Here is a 22468-nt window from a genome sequence, read left to right on the forward strand (position 1 = left end):
AAGCTGACGTAAACTGCCGCCCTGCGACACTATCCCCGGGAGACCGCGTTTCTGCAAAGCGTGCGCGAGCAGATCGTGAGAAGCGAGCGCACCGGACAGGCATAGCATGCATCGCGTCATCATCAGCGGCATCGGCATCAAAATCCCCGAAGCCTCGATCTCCAATGAAGAACTGGTCGCAAGCTTCAACACCTGGGTCGATACCGAAAATCCGCGCCGCGCTGCGCAGGGGCTCGATCCGCTGCAGAAGTCCGATTCCGATTTCATCGTCTATGCCTCGGGCGTGAAGAAGCGCCACGTCATCGAGCGTGAGGGCATTCTCGATCCGGCCCGCATGGCACCGCGCATTCCGGCGCGTCCGGACGATGCGCTGTCGCTGGAAGCCGAATTCGGCATCGCTTCAGCCGAGCGCGCGCTGGAGCATGCTGGTTTGCGGCCGTCCGATATCGACATGATCATCTGCTCGGCCTCGCATCACCAGCGGCCTTATCCCGCCATCGCCATCGAGATGCAGCACGCCATGGGCACGCAAGGGGCGGGCTTCGACATGGGGCTCGGCTGCTCGTCGGCTGCCGCGGGGCTGCATGTCGCCGTCAATCTGGTGCGGTCCGGCGCGCAGAAGCGCGTTCTGGTGACGACGCCGGAAATCATCACCGGTCACCTCAATTTCCGCGACCGCCAGACGCATTTCATCTTCGGCGACGCATCGGCCTCGATGATCGTCGAGGCCATCGGCGAGGGCGAGACGCGGCCGGGGCGCTTTGAGGTGCTCGACACGCGCACCTGGACGCAGCTTTCGAGCAACATCCGCACCAATCTCGGCTATCTCACCCGCACCGCGCAGGAAGACCCCTACATGATCAACATGGAGGGCAACATGATCAAGCAGGTCGGCAACAAGGTGTTCAAGGAAGTCACCGTTGCCGGCCACCGTTTCATCGTCAATTTCCTGGCCGAGCATGGGCAGACGCCGGACGATATCCGCCGCTTCTGGCTGCATCAGGCCAATGCGCGCATGAATGCGATGATCCTGAAGCTCTCCTTCGGCCATGAGGTCGGCCATGATCGCGCGCCGATGGTGCTGGAACGCCTCGGCAATACAGCCGGTGCCGGCGCCGTCATCGCGCTTCAGGAAAACCATGCCGATATGAAAGCAGGCGAATATGGCCTGCTTTGCGCCTTCGGTGCCGGCTATTCCATCGGCGGCGCGCTGCTCAGGATGATGTGAGGCACGATTGTCGCCTGTGATCAGCGCGGCATGAAGGGCACCAGCATCGGAACGCGTCGGGCGTAGTCGTCATAGGCGGAGCCCAATTCCTCGCGCAGGAACCTTTCCTCGAGCCGGGCCTTCAGCCAGATGCCGAGGGTCAAGGCGATTGTACCGGCGACCACCCAAAAAGTGCCTCGGGCGGCCATGGTGGCGTAAATCGAGAGCAACAAGCCCGTATAGATGGGGTGCCTGACCAGGGCATAAGGGCCCGACTCCACGACATGATGACCAGCCTTGCGCGTCACTTCACCGGACCACAGCCGACCCAGATGCAGCCGTGCCCACCAGCAAAACGCAATGCCTGCAGCCACCAGCGCGACACAGGCCCAGCTTTCCGCGGAGGTCGGAGCCCAGAAGCGTGGAACTGCGGCGTGGCCGCGTGAGGGAATGAAGACGAGGATTGTGCCGAGGACGAGTGGCATCCTGTAACGAATTTCGGCCCGAACACCCACCCGTTTCTCGGTCCTGTCGGCCCAGGCGGACGCCGCCACCCATGAGGCTAGCCACGCCAGCCATAGAAGCCCGATTGCAGTCATCGGATGCATATCGATACCCAAGCCGTGTCTGTTGGACATGTCATGAAAGTGCGGCAGCAGGGCAGGATTGTGGCGGATTCCTTCACGCAACCGCGATCGTTTATCAGCCGTCTTCATGGTCCGATCATCGCTTTGAACTGGACCCGGTGCGGCAAGTCCGGCAAATTCTACTGACTTCAAGCAAGGAACGAGTACATGTTGGATCTCCTGCCCAACACCGAAAACCTGCCCGAAATCCTCCCCGCAAGGAAGCTGTCGGCTCGTGTCGCAGGCATTTACGTTGCGCAGGGCGACGATTTCGAGACGCAGGCGACGGACAGCCTGCAGCTCGAGTTCCAGGGTATTCCGCGGGATTTCCATGGCGGCTACACGCGCCGCTCGGGCGGCCGCGAGCCGTGGTATCCGCGCGGCACCGAAATGCGCAACGAGCGTCAGGTGTCGATCGTGGCGCCCGACGAACTGGCATTGGTCGCCGAGCGCATGGACATCGCCGAACTCAGGCCGGAATGGATCGGCGCCAATCTGCTGCTCGAGGGTGTGCCGCATCTTTCCATGCTGCCTTCAGGCACGATGCTGTTCTTCAAGGGCGGTGTGACGCTGAAGATCGATGCCCAGAACGGCCCATGCCGCATCGCCGGACGCCGCGTGGCCGAACGCGCCGGCATGGCCGACCACAACGCCGGCTCGCTGCTGTTTCCGAAGGTGGCTAAGCGGTTCCGCGGGCTGGTTGCCTGGGTCGAGAAGCCGGGCCGGATCGAGGCGGGCGAAGATGTCTCGGTGCGCGTGCCGGAGCAGTGGATCTACCGGGCTTAGCCAAGCGCCCGGTGACTACCGGGCAGCTTGCGCCGACGCGGGCTTGGGCTTGATCGTGGTGACCTTGTAGACCGTCCCGGCCTTATCGTAGGTCGTCCACTCGCCGATCTGAACGCCGCCCCTGAAATGGCCGGAGCGGAGTTTCGTGCCGTCCTTGCGAAACCATTCCCAATAGCCTTCGGGCTGGCCGTCGCTGAGCTGTCCGACAGCCCACAGGCTACCGTCCTTGTGGTAGTGGCGATAAGGCTCCGCCGCCATTCGTGTGCCTCCGCTTTTGCTAACCCCATGAGCCGCAAGAAAACCAGAAATCACCTGGGCCGACAAGCGCGTGTCCGGTCGCCCGACGGCTTGCGGGTCAGGCGTCCTCATCATCCGGGTCGAGCAGCCGCGTCGCGCGCCAGCCGGTGAGCACCTTGTTGGTCTGGTCGACCACGAAGAAGCGCGCCGAATCCCGGTCGTAGCCTTCATCGAGCAGCTTTTCGTAGTCGGTATGCTGGTGGCGCACATGAGCGACGGTTGCCAGCCAGACGGCGATTGCCGGCGGCAGTGTTTTCATATGCACGGCCCCGGCATCGGCCCTGATCTGCTCGGTGTCGGCGTAAGGCGCCATCGGCAGCAGGGCGGTAAGCGCCTTGGCGATGGCGCGGCGGCGGCCGGTCGAGCCTTTCATTTCGCATCCTTGCTGCTGGCAAAGACCGCATCGGCAATGAGATCGACAGTCGGAATATAGGGTTTCAGGTCGATTACCGGCGTGCCGTCGAGCACGTCGATGGCGTCAAGCGTCAGCGTGCCTGTCTCGATATCGAGCGAAAGCAGCCTGGCGATGTGCAGACCGACCGGGTTTGGCCGGGCAGGGGAGCGCAGCGCGAAAACGCCTTTGGCGTCAGTGGCATGGCGCGGATTCTGCACAATCAGATTCCGCGGCGCGTGATGCAGCCAGGTCAGGACGATGACATGACTTGCGTTGGCGAGCCCTTCCAGGCCTCGCCTGTAAGACTCGTCAATCTCGATCGTTGCGCCTTCGCCGGTCTCGCGGGCTGTGCGCATGTTCTTCGGACAGGTTTCGCGCGTCGTCCAGGGCGAGCGGATGCGGCCGATGAACACGATGCTGCCGTCTGCCGGCATGGCCGCCGGATCGTCGGCCAGGAGTTGCTCGCCGTCGCGCTTTTCGAACATGTTCATTCGGCCCAAGAGAGAAACGTCATTTTCTTGCCTGCCAGCGACATTAGTGATTGCAAAAGTCGCTGTCGTCACATAAAGATATGTTTATGTCTTTTTTTGAGAGATGTCACCCATGCGGGTAACTTTAGATTCCCTGGTAGATACATTGAAGGCCGCTGCCGAATCCAGCCGGCTGCGCATTCTTGCGCTGCTTTCGCGCGGCGACCTCACCGTGTCGGACCTAACCGAAATCCTCAACCAGTCGCAGCCGCGCGTTTCGCGGCACTTGAAGCTGCTGCTCGAAGCCGGGTTGATCGGCCGTTATCAGGAAGGGTCGTGGGCCTTCTTCCGCGTTTCGGATTCGGATGTCGCGCGCGATTTCGTGCATGGCCTGGTGGCTCGCGTCCATGACGGCGACCCGCAGATCGAGCGCGATCTGGAGCGGCTGGTGTCGGTGAAGCGCAAGCGGCAGGAGCGGGCGACCGAATATTTCAGCGAAAACGCTGCAAGCTGGGACGAAATTCGCTCGCTGCATGTGCCCGACCGCGCCGTCGAGACCGCACTTCTCAAGCTGGTCGGCAAGCGCCCGTTCCAGTCGATGCTCGATCTCGGCACCGGCACCGGCCGGTTGCTGGAAATCTTCGCGCCGCTCTATCGCCGCGGCATCGGCATCGATATGTCGCGCGAGATGCTGACGGTGGCGCGGGCCAATCTCGACAAGGCCGGCGTTTCCAACGCGCAGGTGCGGCAGGGCGATATTTTTGCGCCGCCGGTCGAGCGCGATTCCTTCGATCTCGTCACCATGCATCAGGTTCTGCATTATCTCGATGATCCCGCGTCGGCCATTCGCGAGGCCGCCCGGCTGTTGCGCCCGGCCGGCCGGCTGGTGATCGTCGATTTCGCGCCGCATACGCTGGAGTTCCTGCGCGAGGAGCATGCGCATATGCGTCTCGGCTTCTCCGATCGTCAGATCGAGGAGTGGTTCGCCGAGGCCGGCCTTGATCTCGAAGAAACGCAGGATTTCGAGCCACGCGGCGGCTCCGAAGCCAAGCTCACCGTCAAACTCTGGCTCGGTCGTGACCGTCGCCTGCTGATTGCCGACCCCATACCCAACGCAGCCATCTCGAGGGAAACTGTCTGATGAGCAATTACGGTTTTTCCCGACGTTCCGACATCGGCGACAAGATCCGCGTGTCGTTCGAATTCTTTCCGCCCAAGACCGACGAGATGGAAGCGCGGCTTTGGGATACGGTGAAGCGGCTGGAGCCGCTGCAGCCGAATTTCGTCTCGGTCACTTATGGCGCCGGCGGCTCGACGCGCGAGCGCACGGGCCGCACCATCAAGCGCATCCTGGGCGAAACGAGCATCCCGGCCGCTGCGCATCTGACCTGTGTCGGCGCGTCCAAGGACGAGGTGAATGCGGTCATCGCTGAATTCGTCTCCTACGGCATCAAGCGCTTCGTGGCGCTGCGCGGCGATCCGGCGTCGGGCGTTGGCGGTACCTATCGCCCGCATCCGGAAGGCTATCAGAACGGTGCCGATCTCGTTGCCGGCCTCAAATCCTTCGGCGATTTCGACATTTCCGTCGCGGCCTATCCGGAAAAGCATCCTGAAAGCCCCGATTTCGCAACCGATATCGAGATGCTGAAGCGCAAGGTCGACAATGGTGCGACGCGCGCCATCACCCAGTTCTTCTTCGACAACGATCTCTATGAGCGTTACGTCGAGCGGGTGCGCCGGGCCGGCATCTATATCCCCATCGTTCCGGGCATCCAGCCGGTCCACAGCTTCAAGCAGGTGGCGAATTTCGCCTCGCGTGCCGGCGCGCATGTGCCGGCCTGGCTGGCCGAGCGCTTCGAGGGCCTCGACCGCGATCCGCAGACCCATGCGCTGGTTGCCGCCGCGGTGGCTGCCGAGCAGGTGCTCGATCTGGTGGAGCGCGGCGTCGGCGATTTCCATTTCTACACGATGAACCGCTCGGACCTCGTGGTCGCGATCTGCCACATGATCGGCATTCGCGCGCCTGCTGTGAGCGTCGTGGATACGGCCGGATCGGCTGCTGCCTGACATAGACTGCCTGAAACGGAAAAGGCCGGGCGTTTGGCCCGGCCTTTTCATTTATCTACCAGTCAGTGCTGGTCTTCAAGCTCGGCGGCTTTAAGGAAGAACCCCTACGATCAGGGCGCCGATAACAGCGAACGCAGCACAAATCATCAATGCATTGATTGGCCGTGTAAGTCCCATATGTAGCCTCCAATATTGAGCTATGGGCCGGAGTCTAGGGGACTTTGGGCAACAGGCAAGCAGAAAACGTGCTGCATTGCGGCAGGATTGTGAAAAAACCGACCCTTTTGGAGGGTTTAGTTTTTGAAATCATTAGCCGAAAGTCGTAGTTACGCCTGTGAATAAATTATGGCGACAAGCCGGCAATTTTGCGTCATCGGCGGCGAAACAGCCTGCCGTCGATCGTCACCAGGCCGAGCGCGATCAGCGCCATGCCGATGGCTTCGATAAGGTCCATGCGTTCGCCGAGGAAGGCGATCCCCAGTAATGTGGCGCTCACCGGCACGATCAGCGTGACCAGCGAAGCATTGGTGGCGCCGGATGAAGCGACGAGGTTGAAATAGAGGATATAGGCGAAGGCGGTCGATAGCAGCGCCAGCGCCAGCACCGCGCTCCACACCGGCAGGCTGGCGCCGAACAGGCCGGTTGAGCCGTAGAGCGAGAGCACGATGGGAATCATGATGATGGTCGAGGCCGTCAGCTGACCAGTCGCCACCACCGGCGGCGGCAGCGCCTTGAAGCGGCGGGCAAAGATCAGTGCGAAGGCATAGGAAACCGAAGCGCCGACCAGCGCGAATTTCGCCCAGACCGGCCCACCCAGACCGGCGATGATGCCGGGTCCGATCATGACCGCGGTGCCGGCAATGCCCAGCAGCACGCCGGCGATCTTGTTCCAGGACAGTTTTTCGTCCGCCGTCATCGCGTTTGCCAGCATTACCGTCCAGAACGGCGTTGTGGCGTTGAGCACGGACGCAAGGCCCGCGCCGAGTTCCGTCTGGCCGAGAAAGATCAGCGAAAACGGAATGACGTTGTTGAGCAGCGCCAGCACGAAGAAGCTGCCGGCATAGGGTAGGGCAAGCCGGAAAGAAGGCCCGCGCGCGGCGAGATAGACATGCAGCGCAATTGCTGCGATCGCCACGCGAAACAGCACCAGCACCAGCGGCTGGATCTCGCTGACGGCGATGCGCGCAAAGAAGAACGAGCCGCCCCAGATGGCGCCGAGCAGCAGAAGCTGGCCCCAATCCTTCGCGCTCATGGTTTTCTGCACTGCGCCTGCTGTCGATGTAACGGCCATGGAAGCTCCCAACCCGTCGGCCCTGATCGGGCTGCGGCTCGCAATCCCTAAGAGGCTTCCCCGACTCACGCCACCCGATTTCAGCCAGCTTGCCCGTTTCCCGCGGCAAGCGCCAGAAACTCGCGCGCCGCACGGGTCAGGTGGCGTTCCCTGTGGCGGATGGCGAGAAAGCGCCGCTTCGGCAGCGCGACTGGCATCTGGACGAGCGTGCCGGCCGCTACAGCTGCGCTTGTGACGAGGCTGGACATGACGGTTGCCCCGGCGCCGGCCTCGACCGCCGTGCGCACCGCCTCGTTGGAGGAAAGCTCGAGCGCGACGTCGAGCTCGGCAGGCCGGATGCCGAGCGCCACCAGCGCCTCCTCGAACATGGCGCGGGTGCCGGAGCCCGGCTCGCGCAGCACCCAGCGCGAACTGCGCAGGTCGCTTGGCGCGATCGACTTTCGGCCGGCCCAGGCGTGGGAGGTGCCGACCACCAGCACCAGTTCGTCGTCGGCTGCCGGTGTTATTTCCAGCATCGGATCGTCGATCTCACCCTCGACGAAGCCGAGATCGGCGAGCCCCTCATGCACAGCGGCTGCGACCTGTTCGGTGTTGCCGATGGTGAGCCGCATGGCGATGCCGGGAAAATGCGCCTGATAGCGATGCATGAGCGGCGGCAGCCAGTAGTTGGAAACGGTCTGGCTGGCAGCGATATGCAGCGAGCCACGCTTCAACCCGGCAAGATCGGCCAGGACCGCTTCGGCCGACGCCGCGCGTGCCAGCACGGCGCGTGCCTCGACCAGAAACAGCCGCCCGGCCTCGGTGAGTTCAATGCGGCGGCCGACGCGGTCGAACAATTTTGTCGCGTGCCGTTCCTCGAGAGCGGCGACGGCGGCACTTGTGGCCGATTGCGTCAGGTTGAGATCGCGGGCGGCGCGGGTTACGTGTTCGCGTTCGGCGACGGCAATGAAGATGCGGAGTTGTTCGAGGGTCATGGGAGGCGACCCGCCATCGCTGGCGCGGTAGCTACCCCACCAGCTTGATCATCACCAAACTGAACGTCGCGATGAACAGAAACGCAGCCAGCCCGAGAAGCAGCGGGCGAAAGCCCTTGGCGCGCAGCTTGGCGATGTCGGTTTCGAGACCCATCGCAGCCAGTGCGATGCTGAGCATGAAGGTCGTCGCCATCACGATCATGCTTTTCGCCTCTGAAGGGATCGTCACGGCGCTGTTGAAGGCGACCATCGCGATGAAGCCGAGCACGAACCATGGCACCGGCGCCTTTGCCGTCATCTGGCTGTTGCCGTTGCGCTTTGCGCGGCGCGTCGCCATCAGCCCAAGCGAGAGGACGACGGGCGCCAGCAGCATCACGCGGCTGAGCTTTGCCACCGTGCCGAACTCGCCGGCCTGTTGTCCGTCCTGAAAGGCTGCCGCCACCACCTGCGCGATTTCGTGGATCGATGCTCCCGCCCAAAGGCCATAGGCGTGGGCGTCGAGGCCGAGCAATCCGGGCAGCAGCGGATAGGCGAACATGGCGATCGAACCGAACACGGTGACGCAGGCCACCGCATAGGCGACGTCCTCGTCCGGCGCGCGGGTAACCGTGTTGGTGGCGATCACGGCGGATGCGCCGCAGATCGAGGTTCCGGCTGCGATCAGTTCGGCCAGTTTGCGCTCCACGCCGAGCATCCGGCCAAGCCGCACGGTGAAGATGAAGGTGGACACCAGCGTCAGCGCGATGATGGCGATGCCGGTGGCGCCGACCTCGGCGATCTGCGCTGCCGTCAATTGCAGGCCGAGCAGGATGATGGCGAGGCGCAAAACCCGGCGCAGCGAGAAGACGACGCCGGCTTTCGCCACTGCCGGTGTTCCGACGAGATTGTGGAAGGCGATGCCGATGACGATGGCCAGGATCATCGGGCTGAAGACCGAGACGCCGGGGATTTCGCGCAGCACGAACCCCGTCGCCGCGATGGTCACGGTCAATGCAAGCCCCGGCACTGCCGCCATGACTTGCGCCCGGATGGTCCGCTTTTGCCGAGCCGGTGCGATGTCGACTGGAGAAGAAACTGCTGCGGAGGCAGTTGCGGCGAGTGTGGAATGAGCATTCATGGCAAAGAGTCCGATCTGGTATTGCCATGGTCTCGCTCATTCCAATCAATCGATCCAACGCATTATATCGTAGAAACCGTTCGCTAAAAGCGAATGATTGAAATTAATCGTCGCGGTCTAACGGATTCCCTTTGTCCGCTGCATGCTCTAAGTTCGCGCCCACTGCCTCGAGGAGGATGCATGCAGCGATTCGACAATGCGAAAGCAGCAGCCCTTGCCCTTCGTCCAGACGATCCGGTCTATTGCTTCAGGCCGGAGGTTCTGAAGAAGGACACCAGGCAGTTCATGGAGATGTTTCCCGGCAAGACCGCCTATGCCGTGAAAACCAACGGTGAAAATCTGGTCCTGAAAACGCTCGTCGAAGCCGGCGTCACCGCCTTCGACGTCGCTTCGCCGGGCGAGTTTGCCGCCGTGCGCGCCGTCTCGGCCGATGCCGAAATGCTCTACATGCATCCGGTCAAGGCGCAGTCAGACATCAGGCTGGCGCTGGAAAAATACGGCATCCGCGTCATTTCCATCGACCATGAGGACGAAATCACCAAGGTGACGCGGGTGGTGCGGGCGCTCGATATCGATCCGGGCGCGATCACCGTTTTCGTTCGCATCCAGACCAAGGGATCTGCGGCCTACGAATTGTCGAAGAAATTCGGTGCCGGGCCGGCCTATGCGGTCGAACTGGCCGAGCGGCTGAACAAGACCGGCTACAAGGTCGGCATCTGCTTCCACGTCGGCAGCCAGATCGAAGACCCGGACACCTATGAGCGCGCGCTGGCGTCGGCCGACTGGATACGCAACCGGCTGAGTTTCGACATTGCCGGGCTGGATGTCGGTGGTGGTTTCCCGGCCGAATACGGTCACGACCCCAACCGCAAGAAACAGGAGATGCCTTCGCTCGGGCAGATCATGTCGCGGCTGCGCGGTGATATAAAGGAATACCAGTTCGACGGCGTGCCGCTGGTGGCCGAGCCCGGCCGCGTCATCGTCGCGCGCGCCTTCTCGCTGATCGTGCGCGTGCTGCTGCGCAAGGGCAGGCGGCTCTACATCAATGACGGCATCTGGGCGTCTTTGTCGGATTCCTGGACTGGAAAGATCACGCTGCCTGCGCGCTTCATCCCCGATCCGGCGATCCGCTCGCGCAATGGCGACGAAGGCAAGATCGTGCCATTCAAGGTCTGCGGCGCGACCTGCGATTCCGTCGATATCCTGTCACGGCCGTTCTGGCTGCCGGAAACGATCGACACTGGCGACTGGATCGAGATCGGCCATATCGGCGCCTATTCGCTGTCGCTCAGGACACGCTTCAACGGCTTCTATCCCGACACATTCGTCGAGGTGACCACGCCCTTCGACGAGGGCGAAGCGCCACAGGGCTTTGCGAGTTTGGAGACGATGGCGGATTAGCGCCTGCTTAGGAGAGGTGAAAGCGCGCATGTTGCAAGCCTGTCTCAATGGTGATCGACTTCGCAGTGACCATCCGGCATTGCCGATAACAGCCGAGCAGCTTGCGCGCGACGCGGAGGCGGTGGTCCGTGCCGGCGCAAACGAATTGCACGTCCATCCCCGCGGCGCTGACGGGCTGGAAAGCCTCGAGCCGCAGGACGTGGCGGCGGCAGTCTTGGCCATCCGCGCGGCGGTTCCCGGCATACAACTCGGGCTTTCGACGCGCTCGCCCATCCGGCCGGGTGGCCGAGAGCGGCATCAGCCGATGCGATCCTGGTCGGTGCGGCCGGACTATGTCTCCGTCAACCTCGTGGAGGAGGATGCTCCAGACGTGATTTCCCTCATGCTCGACATGGGGATCGGCATTGAGGCCGGCTTGTGGTCGAAGGCCGATGCCATCCGTTTCGTGGGATTGCCGGATGCGGCGAGATGCCTGCGCGTCCTTATCGAGATAAACGAGCAGGACGAGGCCGAAGGTCTCGAAGTTTGCCGCGCCATTACGGAAGTGCTCGATAGCGCCGGCTCGACGCTGCCGCGACTGCTGCACGGCTACGAAGCAACCAAATGGAGCATCTACCGAGAGTCGCTGCGGCTGGGGCTGGATGCCCGCGTCGGGTTTGAGGATGGGTTTTTGATGCCTACGGGCGAGCGGGCTTCCGATAACGCGGCGCTGATCGCAGCGGCGCGCAAGATCGCGGTGTAGCGGCTTATCGTGCGTCCTTCGAGGCTCGCTACGCTCGCACCTCAGGATGAGGGAGGTTGGCGCTAAGCGCCAAAATCGTAGCGTCGCCCCCTGTTTTTAGGGCTGACACCATATCTTGGATAAAGCGCCTTGGTCCTGCGGTTCGAGATTGGCGCTAGGAACCTACGCCCCTCATCCTGAGGTGCGAGCGCAGCGAGCCTCGAAGGGCGCACCCAAACCTACAAATTCGCCAGCAGTGCCGGCGTCGGCCAGCCATCGACGGGCAGGCCGAGCCTGATCTGTTCCTGGCGAATCGCCTCGCGGGTGTTGGTTCCCAAAATGCCGTCGATGCCGCCGACATCGTAGCCCTTGTCATGCAGCTTCTGCTGCAGGGTCTTCATGGCGTCGCCGGTGAGGCCGGCTTCCGGGGTGCGGCGCTCGAAGGGTGGCTCGCCGGCGAGACGGGTCGCCAGATGCGCTGCCGTCAGCGTGTAGGTGATCGACTGGTTCCATTCGAGATAGACGTCGTAATTGTCGAAGCTCAGGAAGGCCGGACCCTTGTGGCCCATCGGCAGCACGACGCCGGCCTTCAGGCCATTGTCCTTCAGCGGGTTGCCGTTGCGGTCGGTGACGCCCCAGGCGATGAGCTGCGACATCGGCAGCTTGTTGGTGCGGCCAGTCTGTTCCCAAGGCATATTGTCGGGAACGCGCACTTCGATCAGCCATGGCTCGCCGCGCTTCCAGCCGCGCGACAGGATCTTGTTGCCGGTGGTCATGATGACGTCGGGCGCGCTGTTGCGCAGGTCGACGATGCCGTCGCCGTCACCATCGACGCCGCGCAGCAGGTAGTCGGAGGGCAGGATCTGCGTCTGGCCGATCTCGCCGGCCCATGCGCCGGTGACATCTGCGGGCAGGATGCCGCGGTCGATCAGCGTCAGCAGCGGTATGATCTGCGGGCGGAAGAGCTGGGGCCGGCGGCAGTCATGCGACAGCGTCACGAGCGCGCTCAGCGTGTGGAAATCGCCCTGCACGGCGCCGAAGTCGGTCTCCAGCGCCCAGAAGGCGGCAATCACCGGTCCCGGCACACCGAATTCCTTTTCGGCGCGGGCGAATACGTCGGCATATTTCTTGAGATTGGCCGCGCCCTGCTTGAGGCGGTAGTCCGAAATCATGCGGCCGGAAAATTCAGCGAAGGTCTGGCTGAACACGCCCTGCGCACGGTCGCGCTGCAGCACTTTCGGGTCGATGTCGGAATTGTCGAGGGCAGTCAGGCCTTTTTCGCCGACGCCTGCGGCCTGCGCTTCGGCATGCAACGCTTTCTTCCAGGCAGCAAAATCACCGCCGCATTCCTGTGCCATCACAGGTGTTGCTACAAACGACACGAAAAGCGCCGCCAGCGCCGTAAAGCGTGCTACCATAAATATAACTCCAAGCCTTGATGCCCTCGATATCACCTTTGCCTAATGGACATGGCAAAAAACGGGCAACGGCGCGAATTAGCCGCATATCTGGCCGGATGGAAGCCGGATTTTCTCACGCTCGCGTGAGAAGGGCGAATATTCACTTATCGACGGCCTGTAACACCTTCTTACCGGGTGTTTTCCTTCAGCCATTTCTTCCACTGGGCTTCGCTGCCGTTGAAGACATTGATGTCGGCGTTGCCCTTGATGCCGGGCACGACGCCGGTGCCGGTATACTGCCAGAAGGTGAAGGGGTGGCTACCGTAGCGCTCTGCCGGATGTCCCGCCACCGAGCGCAGCCAGTAGGGGTAGCCCAGAAAGCCGGCAAGCTGGTTGTCGTCGAAGAAATCGATCGAAGTGTAGATGATCGGCTTCTTGCCGTAGTGCTTTTCGATGATCTCCAGGAACGTCTTCATTTCGCTGCGCACGGTGGCTGCTGGCGGACGAAGCTTGCAGGTCGGCGACTGAGGGTTCCACTCCATGTCGAGCACCGGCGGCAGCGCCGAGCGATCACGCGGTACGTTGCGGATGAACCACGCCGCCTGCTCGGCGGCAGGCCGGCAGAAATAGTAGAAATGATAGGCGCTGCGCGGCATGCCGGCTGCCCTGGTGTTGCGCCAGTGCTCTTCGAAATAATCGTCGACGCGGTCGCCCCCCTCGGTCGCCTTGATGAAAGCGAAGGAAATGCCGCTGCTGCGCGCCTTCTGCCAATCGATGGACGTCTGGTATTTCGACACGTCAGTGCCGTGGACGGCGTGCTGCCACGGGTTGCGGCCGGTCCAGTCATGCGGATCGTTATCGCCGAAGCGCGGATAGCGCACCATGACTTCGGCCTGCATGCCGCCCGAGCCGCCGCTGACAGTGCGCGAACTGACCGGGGCCAGATCGTCGACTGTCGTGCAGCCGCCAAGCGCTGCCAGCAGGATGATAGCCGCAAGACGGCGCATCGCGTCTCCCTGGCCGAAGCGTGCCGGCCGAACATTTCAGTTGAGCGTGTGCCCCATGACCCACGCAAACGATATTGCCTGATCCTGCCGCCCCACGCGGCAGTCTCCAAGCTCCGTCTTGCGCCATCATGGTTGATTTTCGGTTGACGGCGCTTGGTGCCTCATAAAATTTGCGTGACGAATGGCGGCAAATCCATGACCTTGTGGCCGTTGCGAGGAGGCGACGGCAATGCGGATTTTCCTGAGAATCGTGAAGTGGCTGCTGAGCCTCATCGTGCTGGCGGTCGTGGCGCTTGCCGGCTGGCTCTATTTCGCGCCGCCGGAGCTGATCCGCGTCGGCTCGGGCTATGCGGCAAAAATGGTCTGCTCCAACGTCTTCGTCGCCGGGCGCGACGCCAATGAGGTGCTGAAGGTGGACGTGCAGGCACCCGGCCACCCGCTTCTGCGGCTGATGTCGGTCAGCGTCGATACGGAAAAGGGCACCGTCTCGGCCGGGCTGTTCGGCATATTCGGCAAGTCGCTTTCGGTCGCGCGCGACAATGGCGGCTGCGCAGCCGTGCCCGACGGCGATGTCGCCGCTGCCAAGGCTTTCGCGCTGGAGCCGCCGGCGGAGGTCGCGCAGACCGACGCGCTCTGGCCGCAGGGCGAGCGCGTCGAGCCGTCGCAAAATCCCGCCGTTACCGCGATCCTCGACGATGCCGGCGCGACCGGTCCCGGCATGCGCGCGGTGGTGGTGGTCAAGAACGGCCGCGTCGTCGGCGAGCGCTATGGCGAGGGTTTTTCGGCCTCGACGCCACTGCTCGGCTGGTCGATGACCAAGACTGTGACGGCAGCGATCATCGGCACGCTGGTCAAGGACGGCAAGATGACGACCGACGCCACCGGCCTGTTCGAGCCGTGGAAGGCCGATGGCCGCGCCAGGATCAGCCTTGCCGACATGATGGCGATGTCGTCCGGCCTCGAATTCAATGAGGATTATGGCGACGTCACCGACGTCACGCGGATGCTCTACCTCGAACCTGACATGTCGGCCTTCGCCTGGGCCAAGCCGCTGGTCGGCGAGGTCGGCAAGGTGTGGAGCTATTCGTCCGGCACGACGGTGATGCTGTCGAAGCTCTGGCAGCAGGCGGTTGGAGACAAGACGCAGGCGCTGGCATGGCCGCGCAAGGCGCTGTTCGACCCGCTCGGCATGAACACCGCCGTGCTGGAAACCGACGCGCGCGGCACCTTCGTCGGCTCGTCCTATCTCTACGCCACGGCGCATGATTGGGCTCGCTTCGGCCAGTTCCTGGCAGACGATGGCGTCTGGAACGGCACACAGATCCTGCCTGCCGGTTTCGTCTCGTGGATGCGCGAGGAGGCACCGGCTTCGGAGGGCGAATATGGCCGCGGCCAGCTCTGGCTGCAGGGGCCGGAAGGTTCCGGTTCGGTCGAGGACGATCCCGACGCTGGCATCGAACTGCCGGCCGACACCTTCTGGATGCAGGGCCATGATGGTCAGTCGGTGGCGATCATCCCGTCGCAGAAGCTGATCGTGGTGCGGCTGGGACTGACGCCGGCCAAGCTCGGCTACAAGCCGCAGGCGATGGTGGCGGCGCTGGCGAAGGCGCTGGAGTAACGCTTACGACTTGATGACCGCCTTCACCGCGTATCCCCGATAAAGCGTTTCGAAAGAAAGGCTTGCGGCCTGCTTCTCGCATTCTGATTCCAGCACTTGCAGCAGTGATGCGCGTGGTTCGACGTGGAATTTGGCCAGCCATGCATGCAGTACCGTGCGGAACCAGAGCGGCAGGCGCTCTTGTTGGCCGAAATCGACGATGTGCAGCGAGCCGCCGGGTTTGAGGCCTGCAAGGGCTGCACCCACGGCCTTTTCCCAGCCGGGGATCATCGATAGCGAATAGGAAATGAAGACGCGGTCGAAGCCGGTTTCTCCGAACAGCGCCCTTGTTTCGAAGGCGGTGGCATCGCCTTGTGCGAGCGCGACGCGGCCGGCTATCCCTTCACGGGCAACCGAGATTTTTGCCGTCTCCAGCATTTCGTTCGAAATATCGAGGCCGAAGAATTTCACATCGCGGTAGCGCCGTGCAGCCAGAACGATGTTGCGGCCGGTGCCGCAGCCCAGTTCCAGCGCTGTGCCGCCCGCCGGCACATCCAGCCCATCGATAAGCTGGTCGCGGCCCAGTAGATAGTATTTGCGCGTCAGGTCGTAGATATGGCGCTGATGGCGGTAGACGCCGTCCATCAGGTTCGAATGGCTGGCGGTGTCGGTCGCGCTCATCAGTTCTTCACGTAGAGATGGAAGCCGCCATAGATCGCCGAGCGGTCGCGGGCCGAGAAATCCTGCGAGCGGGCTTCGTCGTAGCGCCACTGGTCGAGCAAAGCGGACGAGACGCGTCCGGGCAGCAGGCTCGGCTCGGCAGCGGTGCGGAAGATGACGCGCGCGCCGGGAGCAGCAGTGCGGGTGATTTCGGTCCACAGCGCGTTGAGCTGGTCGTCGCTCATCCAGTCCTGTGCGTCGAGAAGCACGAAGCGGTCGACCGAACCAGCCGATTTCTGCGCCAGAAGCTCGGTGAAATTGGCGTGATGGATCGACACGCGGTCGAGATTGCTGCGGATCATCTCGTAGTTTTCCGCTTCGAGATATGCGGGCAGGGCAGCCTCGCCCGGCTCAGGGTAGCGGCGCGCAAAAGCCTGCCAGGCGAAATAATTGTCCTTCAGCGGAAAATGGCAGGCGAGCTTTTCCAGCCGCTCATGCAGCACGCTGGCCATGGTGCCGTCACCGGAAGTGATCAGCGAGTCATATTGCGCGGGCGGAATGCCGAGGCCGAACAGCGAGGATTTTCGCGCGGTTGCCCAGCGCAGCATGCGCTTCTGAAAGACCGGTGCGATCTTCTCGTCGAAGAAGCGGCGCTGTTCCTCCAAGGTCTTTGCTGACATCAGCCCGCTCACATCGACGCCATAGAGGCGGCCGACGCGATGGCCGGCGGCGATGAACAGGCCGAGCAGGCCTTTCTGGTAGAAATTGCCATCGAAGGCGGCGATACGGCGTTTGCCGCGCCAGTTGCGCTTTTCCCAATAAGTTCGGCTGGTGCGGTCGAGATTGGGCGCGACGAACTGGTCGTAAGCGACAGAATTGTGGCTGTTGCCGGCGCTGCCGAAGAAACGGAACAGGTCGGCGTGCGAAGGCAAATGGCGCACCGCCGCATGCTTCATGCGGTTCAGCGAGATATGGGCGGTGTTGAGATCGACGGCATCGATCCTGGCCGGTGAGCGCGTGAGGTAGGCCAGCACATTGCAGCCGCCAGACGCGATGGTGACGATGCTGTGGCCTTGCCCCAGTTCCATCGCCTCCATGTCGACATCCGGGTCTTCCCAGATCTGCGGATAGACGAGGCCGGAAAAGAGCAAAGTGAACAGGCGCTCGGAAAGCCCTTCCTTCGACAAAGCGCGGTTCTGGTAGACGGCTTTTCCAAGGCGCTTGTTGCGGGCGAAACCGATTTCCGAAGAGACGTCGGTCATGGCAAGGCGATTCCCCGTTTGCGTTGTTGCAAGCGGGTAGCGCAGCGTCATGACAGGGCGGTGACAGTTTGACGGCGAAGGAGGGGATCGCGCCAGCGCTCACCTCCCCCTTGAGGGGAGGTCGGCGAGCGTAGCGAGGCGGGTGGGGTCGGTTCATGCCGAACTCGGCGCAAAAGGAACGTCGAGCACTGCCGCGGCGACCCCACCCGCCGCTATGCGGCGACCTCCCCTCAAGGGGGAGGTGGGCGTCGCGCCCCGCCTCAACCCTCCCCAAACCCTCCCGGCGTGGGCGTGGTCACGATCACCGCCTCTCCGGGCTGCAGCACGGTCTGGTCGCAGGCTTTCAGCATCTCGACCGAGCCATCATTGCGGCGGACTTTGGTCGAGCCGACCTCACCATTGCCGCCGCCATTCACGCCACGAGGCGGTGCTGCGCGATGGCTGGAGAGGATCGCGCATTCCATCTTTTCGAGGAAACGGATGGTGCGCTTGGTCCCGTCGCCGGCGTTCCACTTGCCCTTGCCGCCGGTGCCTTCGCGGATATGAAAATCCTCGAGCAGAACCGGAAAGCGCAGTTCCAAAATTTCCGGGTCGGTGAGGCGCGAATTGGTCATGTGGGTGTGGACGCCCGAGGTGCCGGCAAAACCACGGCCATTGTTCATCTGGCCGGCCGGCGAGCCGGAACAGATCGTCTCGTAATATTGATACTTCTTGTTGCCATAGGTCAGGTTGTTCATCGTGCCCTGCGCATTGGCCAGCGCGCCCATGGCGCCGAATATCGCATTGGTGACGTGCTGCGAGGTCTCGACATTGCCGGCCACGACCGCCGCCGGATAGCTCGGCCGCAGCATGCAGCCATCGGGAATGATGATGTTGATGGGCCGCAGGCAGCCGGCATTCATCGGGATCATGTCCTCGACCATGACGCGGAAGGCGTAGAGCACCGCCGCGCGTGCCACCGGCTCCGGCGCATTGAAATTGTTCTTCATGACCGGCGAGGTGCCGGTGAAGTCGACGGTCGCCTCGCGCTTGTCGCGGTCGACAGTGATCTTCACCTTGATGACCTGACCGGTGTCGGTCGGATATTCATATTCCGAACTGTCCGGCAGGCGCTCCAGCACGCGGCGCACGCTTTCGGCGGCATTGTCCTGGACATGGCCCATATAGGCTTCGACCACGTCCAGCCCGAAATGCGCGACCATCTTGCGCAACTCGGCCACGCCCTTCTCGTTGGCGGCAATCTGCGCCTTCAGGTCGGCAATGTTCTGATGCGGGTTGCGGGCCGGGTAGGGGTGGTCGGTCAGCAGATGCTCAAGTTCGGCCTCGCGGAATTTCCCGCGTTCGACGAGCCGGAAATTGTCGATAAGGATGCCTTCTTCATCGACCGTCGTCGCCAGCGGCGTCATCGAGCCGGGTGCTGTGCCGCCGACATCGGCGTGATGGCCGCGCGAGGCAACGTAGAAGAGGATTTCCTCCCCCGTCGAGGGGGAGGTGACGCCGGAGGCGGCGGAGGGGGTACTTTCAGAAGGCACCGCCAGAACGTCGAGCACTGCCGCGGCGACCCCACCCGCCCGCTCCGCGGCCACCCTCCCCTCAAGGGGGAGGGAAAACACCGGCGTCACCACGGTGATATCCGGCAGATGCGTGCCGCCATTATAAGGTGCGTTCAGCGCGAAGACGTCGCCGGGGTGGATGTCACCTTCGTTGAGGCGGATGATCGTTTCCACCGAGCGGTCCATGGAGCCGAGATGCACCGGCATATGCGGCGCGTTGGCGACCAGCGCGCCGGTGCGGTCGAAGACGGCGCAGGAGAAATCCAGCCGCTCCTTGATGTTGACGGAATAGGCGGTGTTCTGAAGCGTAACGCCCATCTGCTCGGCGATCGACATGAACAGGTTGTTGAACACCTCCAGCATCACCGGATCGGCCTCGGTGCCAAGCGCCGCTTGCCGGCGCTTTTTGCTCATGCGGCGAATGACAACGTGGTTCTGGTTGGTGATTTCAGCTCGCCAGCCCGGTTCGACAACGATGGTCTGGTGGCTTTCGATGATCAGCGCCGGGCCGGAAATGAGGCAGGACGGACGCAAATCTTCGCGGCGGTAGATGCCCGCCTCGTGCCATTGGCCTTCGGTGTAGAGGCGGCGGGTTTCCGATGGCTTCGCCTCAACCTTTGCTGGTCCTGCGGGAGCGTAGGCTTCCGTCTTATCTTGCCCGCTGCTGTCAGTGCCCTCAACGCCGACGGCTTCGACGATCATCGGCTTGTTGTCGTAGACGAAGCCGAACTGTGCCTTGTGCGCGGCCTCGAAATCGCCGACCGCCTGCGCCACCGAGCCGGCCTCGAAATTGACCGGCAAAGCTGTGTCGGTGCCGTCGTAGCGGATATGCAGCACTGGCCGCCACGCGACGTTTTCCTCGGCTATGCCCTGATTGGTGAGTTCGGCAAGCGTGTCCTTGCGCAGGGCAGCGATCATGTCGTTGATTGCGCTGAGCGACTCTTCGGTCAGCGGCTTCAGCAGTGCCTGCTGACGCGAGGCGAAGACAGACGACAGGCCGATGCCATAGGCCGAGAGCAAGCCGGAGAAGGGGTGGATGAGCACAGCCTCCATCCCCAGCGCGTCGGCCACCAGGCAGGCATGCTGGCCGCCGGCGCCGCCGAAGCAGTTCAGCAGATATTCGGTCACGTCATAGCCGCGCTGGACGGAAATCTTCTTGATGGCGTTGGCCATGTTCTCGACGGCGATGGTGACGAAGCCTTCCGCCACCGATTCCGGGCTGCGGCCATCGCCGATCTCGGCGGCAAGCGCCTCGAATTTCTGGCGGACCACATCGGTATCGAGCGGCTGGTCCTGATCGCGCCCGAAGATCGCCGGGAAGAAATCGGGCTGCAGCTTGCCGAGCATGACATTGGCGTCGGTGACGGCGAGCGGCCCGCCGCGGCGATAGCAGGCGGGACCGGGATTGGCGCCGGCCGAATCCGGGCCGGCGCGGAAGCGGCCTGCCTCGAAATGCAGGATCGAGCCGCCACCGGCAGCCACCGTGTGGATGCGCATCATCGGCGCGCGCACGCGCACGCCGGCGACCTCGGTGTCGAAGGCGCGCTCATATTCGCCGTCATAATGCGCGACATCGGTCGAGGTGCCGCCCATGTCGAAGCCGATGACCTTTTCGAAGCCGGCGATTTTTGCGGTCTCGACCATGCCGACGACGCCGCCGGCCGGGCCGGACAGCAGCGCGTCCTTGCCCTGGAACATGTCAGCGGCGGTGAGCCCTCCGGAGGACATCATGAACATCAGGCGGGGTGTTTCCCTCCCCCTCGAGGGGAGGGTGGCTACGAAGTCGCCGGGTGGGGTCGTAGCGGCAGTGCTCGACGTTTCCTTGCGCCGAGTGCTGCCTTGACCGACCCCCTCTGGCTGCTTCGCAGCCATCTCCCCCTCAAGGGGGGAGACAATGCCCAACTCCCCAGCCACCCGGCTGACATAACGCGACAGGATCGGCGACAGATAGGCGTCCACCACCGTCGTGTCGCCCCGCCCGACCAGCTTCACCAGTGGCGAGACCTCGTGGCTGACCGAGACCTGGCCGAAGCCGATCTTGCGGCAGACCTTTGCCACGACCTGTTCATGCTCGGGGAATTTCCAGGCATGCATGAAGACGATGGCGACGGCGTCGATGCCGTCTGCCTTCGCCTGTTCGATCGCGGGCTTGACGGCAGCTATGTCGAGCAAGCGTTCCACCGTACCGTCGGCGCGAACCCGCTCCTCGACTTCGATGACACGCTCGTAGAGCTGTTCGGGGAGAATGATCTCTTTCGCGAAAATGTCGGGGCGGGCCTGATAGGCAATGCGCAGCGCATCGCGAAAGCCCTTGGTGATGAGCAGCAGGACGCGGTCGCCCTTGCGTTCCAGAAGCGCATTGGTGGCGACCGTCGTGCCCATCTTGATGTCGCCGATGCGCGTCGAGGGAACCGGCTCGCCGGACTTTACGCCAAGAAGATCGCGAATGCCCTGGATGGCGGCGTCGCGATAGGCTTCAGGATTTTCCGACAGCAGCTTGCGTGGATGAAGCCCGCCTTCCGGGTCGCGGCCGATGACATCGGTGAATGTGCCGCCGCGATCGATCCAGAAATCCCACGTCTTGGCGTTCATTGGAGCGTCTCCCGGCAATCGATCTTGGATATCAGGGCCAAGACTGCTATACAGCAAAACGAGGCCATTTCGTCAATGTTTTGTCGATAAAATGTAATTGAGGCTCTGCGCTGATGACTGAAACGAACCCCCTCGTCGGCCCGGTCGTTGCGGCCGCGCATCTGGCCGATGGCGCCATGCCGGCGCTTTCGGAGATGGAATTCGCGCTGACCATCCTGGGTAATGCCTTCCAGCGTTGGATGGCGCGCTGCATGGGTGCTGCCGGACTTCCCGGCCTTGCGCCGCTTGATGTGCTGATCCTGCATGCCACCAATCACCGGGGCCGCGAGAAGACGCTGGCCGACATCTGCATGATGTACAACATCGAAGACACCCATGTGGTGGCCTATGCGCTGAAGAAGCTGGAAGGGCTCGAGCTGATCCAGACCGGGCGGCGCGGCAAGGAAAAGACCGTCAAGGTGACAGAGGAGGGCGCTGCCGCGTGTCAGCGCTATCGCGAGGTTCGCGAGGCGCTGCTGGTTTCCAGCATTAAAGGGCTGAAATTCGATGAGGCGGAGATGAGCGGCATCGCGGCGCTCATGCGCGCATTATCCGGGCAATACGATCAGGCAGCACGTGGGGCGGCGAGTCTCTAGGCACGGAAAGTCTATTTGCCGAAGTGCTAAAGTGTTCCGGCATTTGACGAAATGTTTCTTCGTGTCAGCGTAAGTGACGCAACCCAAACAATAGTTTGCACATTTTGAACACGACCGTCTGATAAATCAGGCGTTGTTTGTGAAGGAGAGATATTATGAAGAAGCTTATTCTTGCGTCAGTTTCCGCCGTCGCGCTTTTCGGTATTGCCGCGTGCAGCGACAGCTCCGACAGCACGACGACGCAGAGCACCACACCGCCCGCCACGACCGAACCGGCAACGCCGCCGGCAGCGGCTCCCGCACCTGACACCAGCACGGGTACTGGCGGTACGACCACTCAGCCTGCCGCGCCTGCGCAGTAACCACTGAGTACGCGTAAATCAGAGTATGGCGGCTCAGGCTGCCGTGAAA

General features: G+C 62.8%; 21 protein-coding genes. 9 read left to right on the forward strand and 12 right to left on the reverse strand.

Annotated elements, in window-relative coordinates; genetic code table 11:
• Window positions 1-106 precede the first annotated feature (106 nt).
• Window positions 107-1228, forward strand: coding sequence for a beta-ketoacyl-ACP synthase III (locus tag DZG07_RS09875; RefSeq protein ID WP_119816515.1), 1122 nt, complete (start codon window positions 107-109; stop codon window positions 1226-1228).
• A gap of 20 nt (window positions 1229-1248) precedes the next feature.
• On the opposite strand, the gene DZG07_RS09880 is transcribed toward DZG07_RS09875, so the two are convergent.
• Window positions 1249-1923 (reverse strand): isoprenylcysteine carboxylmethyltransferase family protein, encoded by a 675-nt coding sequence (locus DZG07_RS09880; RefSeq protein ID WP_245429612.1) that lies wholly within the window; start codon window positions 1921-1923, stop codon window positions 1249-1251.
• 78 nt (window positions 1924-2001) lie between these two features.
• On the opposite strand from DZG07_RS09880, the gene DZG07_RS09885 reads away from it, so the two are divergent.
• A complete protein-coding gene (locus DZG07_RS09885; protein ID WP_119816519.1) occupies window positions 2002-2619 on the forward strand; it encodes an MOSC domain-containing protein in 618 nt (205 codons plus the stop codon).
• A 15-nt stretch (window positions 2620-2634) separates the two neighbouring features.
• On the opposite strand, the gene DZG07_RS09890 is transcribed toward DZG07_RS09885, so the two are convergent.
• The 3 genes from DZG07_RS09890 to tsaA all read right to left on the reverse strand — a co-directional run bounded on the left by DZG07_RS09890 (window position 2635) and on the right by tsaA (window position 3795).
• Window positions 2635-2877: a hypothetical protein gene (locus DZG07_RS09890; protein ID WP_091914631.1), complete on the reverse strand. Its 243-nt coding sequence runs from the start codon at window positions 2875-2877 to the stop codon at window positions 2635-2637.
• Window positions 2878-2974: 97 nt separating this feature from the next.
• Window positions 2975-3289, reverse strand: a complete 315-nt coding sequence (locus DZG07_RS09895; protein ID WP_091914633.1) for a DUF2293 domain-containing protein — start codon at window positions 3287-3289, stop codon at window positions 2975-2977.
• Window positions 3286-3795 carry a tRNA (N6-threonylcarbamoyladenosine(37)-N6)-methyltransferase TrmO gene (gene tsaA, locus DZG07_RS09900; RefSeq protein WP_119821576.1) on the reverse strand — a complete coding sequence of 170 codons (510 nt, stop codon included), beginning with the start codon at window positions 3793-3795 and terminating at the stop codon, window positions 3286-3288. The genes DZG07_RS09895 and tsaA overlap by 4 nt, the downstream gene beginning before the upstream one ends.
• 118 nt (window positions 3796-3913) lie before the next feature.
• On the opposite strand from tsaA, the gene DZG07_RS09905 reads away from it, so the two are divergent.
• On the forward strand, window positions 3914-4921 hold the full coding sequence (locus DZG07_RS09905; protein ID WP_091914635.1) for a metalloregulator ArsR/SmtB family transcription factor: 1008 nt from the start codon (window positions 3914-3916) through the stop codon (window positions 4919-4921).
• Window positions 4921-5847, forward strand: coding sequence for a methylenetetrahydrofolate reductase [NAD(P)H] (gene metF / locus DZG07_RS09910; protein ID WP_091914637.1), 927 nt, complete (start codon window positions 4921-4923; stop codon window positions 5845-5847). The genes DZG07_RS09905 and metF overlap by 1 nt, the downstream gene beginning before the upstream one ends.
• A 370-nt stretch (window positions 5848-6217) precedes the next feature.
• On the opposite strand, the gene DZG07_RS09915 is transcribed toward metF, so the two are convergent.
• The 3 genes from DZG07_RS09915 to DZG07_RS09925 all read right to left on the reverse strand — a co-directional run bounded on the left by DZG07_RS09915 (window position 6218) and on the right by DZG07_RS09925 (window position 9127).
• Window positions 6218-7138 (reverse strand): DMT family transporter, encoded by a 921-nt coding sequence (locus tag DZG07_RS09915; RefSeq protein WP_119816522.1) that lies wholly within the window; start codon window positions 7136-7138, stop codon window positions 6218-6220.
• A gap of 80 nt (window positions 7139-7218) precedes the next feature.
• The gene (locus DZG07_RS09920) at window positions 7219-8112 is read right to left on the reverse strand and encodes a LysR family transcriptional regulator (protein ID WP_119816525.1); all 894 of its coding nucleotides are present in this window, start codon (window positions 8110-8112) and stop codon (window positions 7219-7221) included.
• A gap of 31 nt (window positions 8113-8143) precedes the next feature.
• Window positions 8144-9127 carry a YeiH family protein gene (locus DZG07_RS09925; RefSeq protein WP_245429613.1) on the reverse strand — a complete coding sequence of 328 codons (984 nt, stop codon included), beginning with the start codon at window positions 9125-9127 and terminating at the stop codon, window positions 8144-8146.
• Window positions 9128-9409: 282 nt separating this feature from the next.
• On the opposite strand from DZG07_RS09925, the gene DZG07_RS09930 reads away from it, so the two are divergent.
• The gene (locus DZG07_RS09930; protein WP_119816530.1) at window positions 9410-10630 is read left to right on the forward strand and encodes an alanine racemase; all 1221 of its coding nucleotides are present in this window, start codon (window positions 9410-9412) and stop codon (window positions 10628-10630) included.
• A gap of 28 nt (window positions 10631-10658) precedes the next feature.
• A complete protein-coding gene (locus DZG07_RS09935) occupies window positions 10659-11372 on the forward strand; it encodes a 3-keto-5-aminohexanoate cleavage protein (RefSeq protein ID WP_119821578.1) in 714 nt (237 codons plus the stop codon).
• Between the two features lie 218 nt (window positions 11373-11590).
• Here DZG07_RS09935 and DZG07_RS09940 read toward each other — a convergent pair whose 3' ends face one another.
• Window positions 11591-12769, reverse strand: a complete 1179-nt coding sequence (locus DZG07_RS09940; RefSeq protein WP_091914647.1) for a lytic murein transglycosylase — start codon at window positions 12767-12769, stop codon at window positions 11591-11593.
• Window positions 12770-12939: 170 nt separating this feature from the next.
• Window positions 12940-13758: a GH25 family lysozyme gene (locus tag DZG07_RS09945; RefSeq protein ID WP_091914649.1), complete on the reverse strand. Its 819-nt coding sequence runs from the start codon at window positions 13756-13758 to the stop codon at window positions 12940-12942.
• Between the two features lie 229 nt (window positions 13759-13987).
• Between DZG07_RS09945 and DZG07_RS09950 the strand changes: the two genes are divergently transcribed.
• Window positions 13988-15376, forward strand: a complete 1389-nt coding sequence (locus DZG07_RS09950; RefSeq protein WP_119816533.1) for a serine hydrolase — start codon at window positions 13988-13990, stop codon at window positions 15374-15376.
• Window positions 15377-15379: 3 nt separating this feature from the next.
• Here DZG07_RS09950 and DZG07_RS09955 read toward each other — a convergent pair whose 3' ends face one another.
• The 3 genes from DZG07_RS09955 to DZG07_RS09965 all read right to left on the reverse strand — a co-directional run bounded on the left by DZG07_RS09955 (window position 15380) and on the right by DZG07_RS09965 (window position 21422).
• Window positions 15380-16036: a class I SAM-dependent methyltransferase gene (locus DZG07_RS09955; RefSeq protein WP_119816536.1), complete on the reverse strand. Its 657-nt coding sequence runs from the start codon at window positions 16034-16036 to the stop codon at window positions 15380-15382.
• Window positions 16036-17277 (reverse strand): DUF3419 family protein, encoded by a 1242-nt coding sequence (locus DZG07_RS09960; RefSeq protein ID WP_245429614.1) that lies wholly within the window; start codon window positions 17275-17277, stop codon window positions 16036-16038. Before DZG07_RS09960 ends, DZG07_RS09955 begins: the two co-directional genes overlap by 1 nt.
• A 260-nt stretch (window positions 17278-17537) precedes the next feature.
• Window positions 17538-21422: a hydantoinase B/oxoprolinase family protein gene (locus tag DZG07_RS09965; protein ID WP_119816540.1), complete on the reverse strand. Its 3885-nt coding sequence runs from the start codon at window positions 21420-21422 to the stop codon at window positions 17538-17540.
• 113 nt (window positions 21423-21535) lie between these two features.
• On the opposite strand from DZG07_RS09965, the gene DZG07_RS09970 reads away from it, so the two are divergent.
• Both DZG07_RS09970 and DZG07_RS09975 read left to right on the forward strand, forming a co-directional pair.
• Window positions 21536-22057 carry a winged helix DNA-binding protein gene (locus DZG07_RS09970; protein ID WP_119816543.1) on the forward strand — a complete coding sequence of 174 codons (522 nt, stop codon included), beginning with the start codon at window positions 21536-21538 and terminating at the stop codon, window positions 22055-22057.
• 155 nt (window positions 22058-22212) lie between these two features.
• Window positions 22213-22419, forward strand: coding sequence for a hypothetical protein (locus tag DZG07_RS09975; RefSeq protein WP_091914658.1), 207 nt, complete (start codon window positions 22213-22215; stop codon window positions 22417-22419).
• Window positions 22420-22468: the final 49 nt, after the last annotated feature.

This window comes from Mesorhizobium sp. DCY119 (assembly GCF_003590645.1).
GTDB lineage: Bacteria > Pseudomonadota > Alphaproteobacteria > Rhizobiales > Rhizobiaceae > Mesorhizobium_M.

Excerpts from the sequence above, each read along its gene's own strand:
- DZG07_RS09875 (WP_119816515.1), top strand. The coding sequence starts at position 107 with ATGCATCGCGTCATCATCAGCGGCATCGGCATCAAAATCCCCGAAGCC.
- DZG07_RS09880 (WP_245429612.1), bottom strand. The coding sequence starts at position 1,923 with ATGAAGACGGCTGATAAACGATCGCGGTTGCGTGAAGGAATCCGCCAC.
- DZG07_RS09885 (WP_119816519.1), top strand. The coding sequence starts at position 2,002 with ATGTTGGATCTCCTGCCCAACACCGAAAACCTGCCCGAAATCCTCCCC.
- DZG07_RS09890 (WP_091914631.1), bottom strand. The coding sequence starts at position 2,877 with ATGGCGGCGGAGCCTTATCGCCACTACCACAAGGACGGTAGCCTGTGG.
- DZG07_RS09895 (WP_091914633.1), bottom strand. The coding sequence starts at position 3,289 with ATGAAAGGCTCGACCGGCCGCCGCCGCGCCATCGCCAAGGCGCTTACC.
- tsaA (WP_119821576.1), bottom strand. The coding sequence starts at position 3,795 with ATGTTCGAAAAGCGCGACGGCGAGCAACTCCTGGCCGACGATCCGGCG.
- DZG07_RS09905 (WP_091914635.1), top strand. The coding sequence starts at position 3,914 with ATGCGGGTAACTTTAGATTCCCTGGTAGATACATTGAAGGCCGCTGCC.
- metF (WP_091914637.1), top strand. The coding sequence starts at position 4,921 with ATGAGCAATTACGGTTTTTCCCGACGTTCCGACATCGGCGACAAGATC.
- DZG07_RS09915 (WP_119816522.1), bottom strand. The coding sequence starts at position 7,138 with ATGGCCGTTACATCGACAGCAGGCGCAGTGCAGAAAACCATGAGCGCG.
- DZG07_RS09920 (WP_119816525.1), bottom strand. The coding sequence starts at position 8,112 with ATGACCCTCGAACAACTCCGCATCTTCATTGCCGTCGCCGAACGCGAA.
- DZG07_RS09925 (WP_245429613.1), bottom strand. The coding sequence starts at position 9,127 with ATGGCGGCAGTGCCGGGGCTTGCATTGACCGTGACCATCGCGGCGACG.
- DZG07_RS09930 (WP_119816530.1), top strand. The coding sequence starts at position 9,410 with ATGCAGCGATTCGACAATGCGAAAGCAGCAGCCCTTGCCCTTCGTCCA.
- DZG07_RS09935 (WP_119821578.1), top strand. The coding sequence starts at position 10,659 with ATGTTGCAAGCCTGTCTCAATGGTGATCGACTTCGCAGTGACCATCCG.
- DZG07_RS09940 (WP_091914647.1), bottom strand. The coding sequence starts at position 12,769 with ATGGTAGCACGCTTTACGGCGCTGGCGGCGCTTTTCGTGTCGTTTGTA.
- DZG07_RS09945 (WP_091914649.1), bottom strand. The coding sequence starts at position 13,758 with ATGCGCCGTCTTGCGGCTATCATCCTGCTGGCAGCGCTTGGCGGCTGC.
- DZG07_RS09950 (WP_119816533.1), top strand. The coding sequence starts at position 13,988 with ATGCGGATTTTCCTGAGAATCGTGAAGTGGCTGCTGAGCCTCATCGTG.
- DZG07_RS09955 (WP_119816536.1), bottom strand. The coding sequence starts at position 16,036 with ATGAGCGCGACCGACACCGCCAGCCATTCGAACCTGATGGACGGCGTC.
- DZG07_RS09960 (WP_245429614.1), bottom strand. The coding sequence starts at position 17,277 with ATGACCGACGTCTCTTCGGAAATCGGTTTCGCCCGCAACAAGCGCCTT.
- DZG07_RS09965 (WP_119816540.1), bottom strand. The coding sequence starts at position 21,422 with ATGAACGCCAAGACGTGGGATTTCTGGATCGATCGCGGCGGCACATTC.
- DZG07_RS09970 (WP_119816543.1), top strand. The coding sequence starts at position 21,536 with ATGACTGAAACGAACCCCCTCGTCGGCCCGGTCGTTGCGGCCGCGCAT.
- DZG07_RS09975 (WP_091914658.1), top strand. The coding sequence starts at position 22,213 with ATGAAGAAGCTTATTCTTGCGTCAGTTTCCGCCGTCGCGCTTTTCGGT.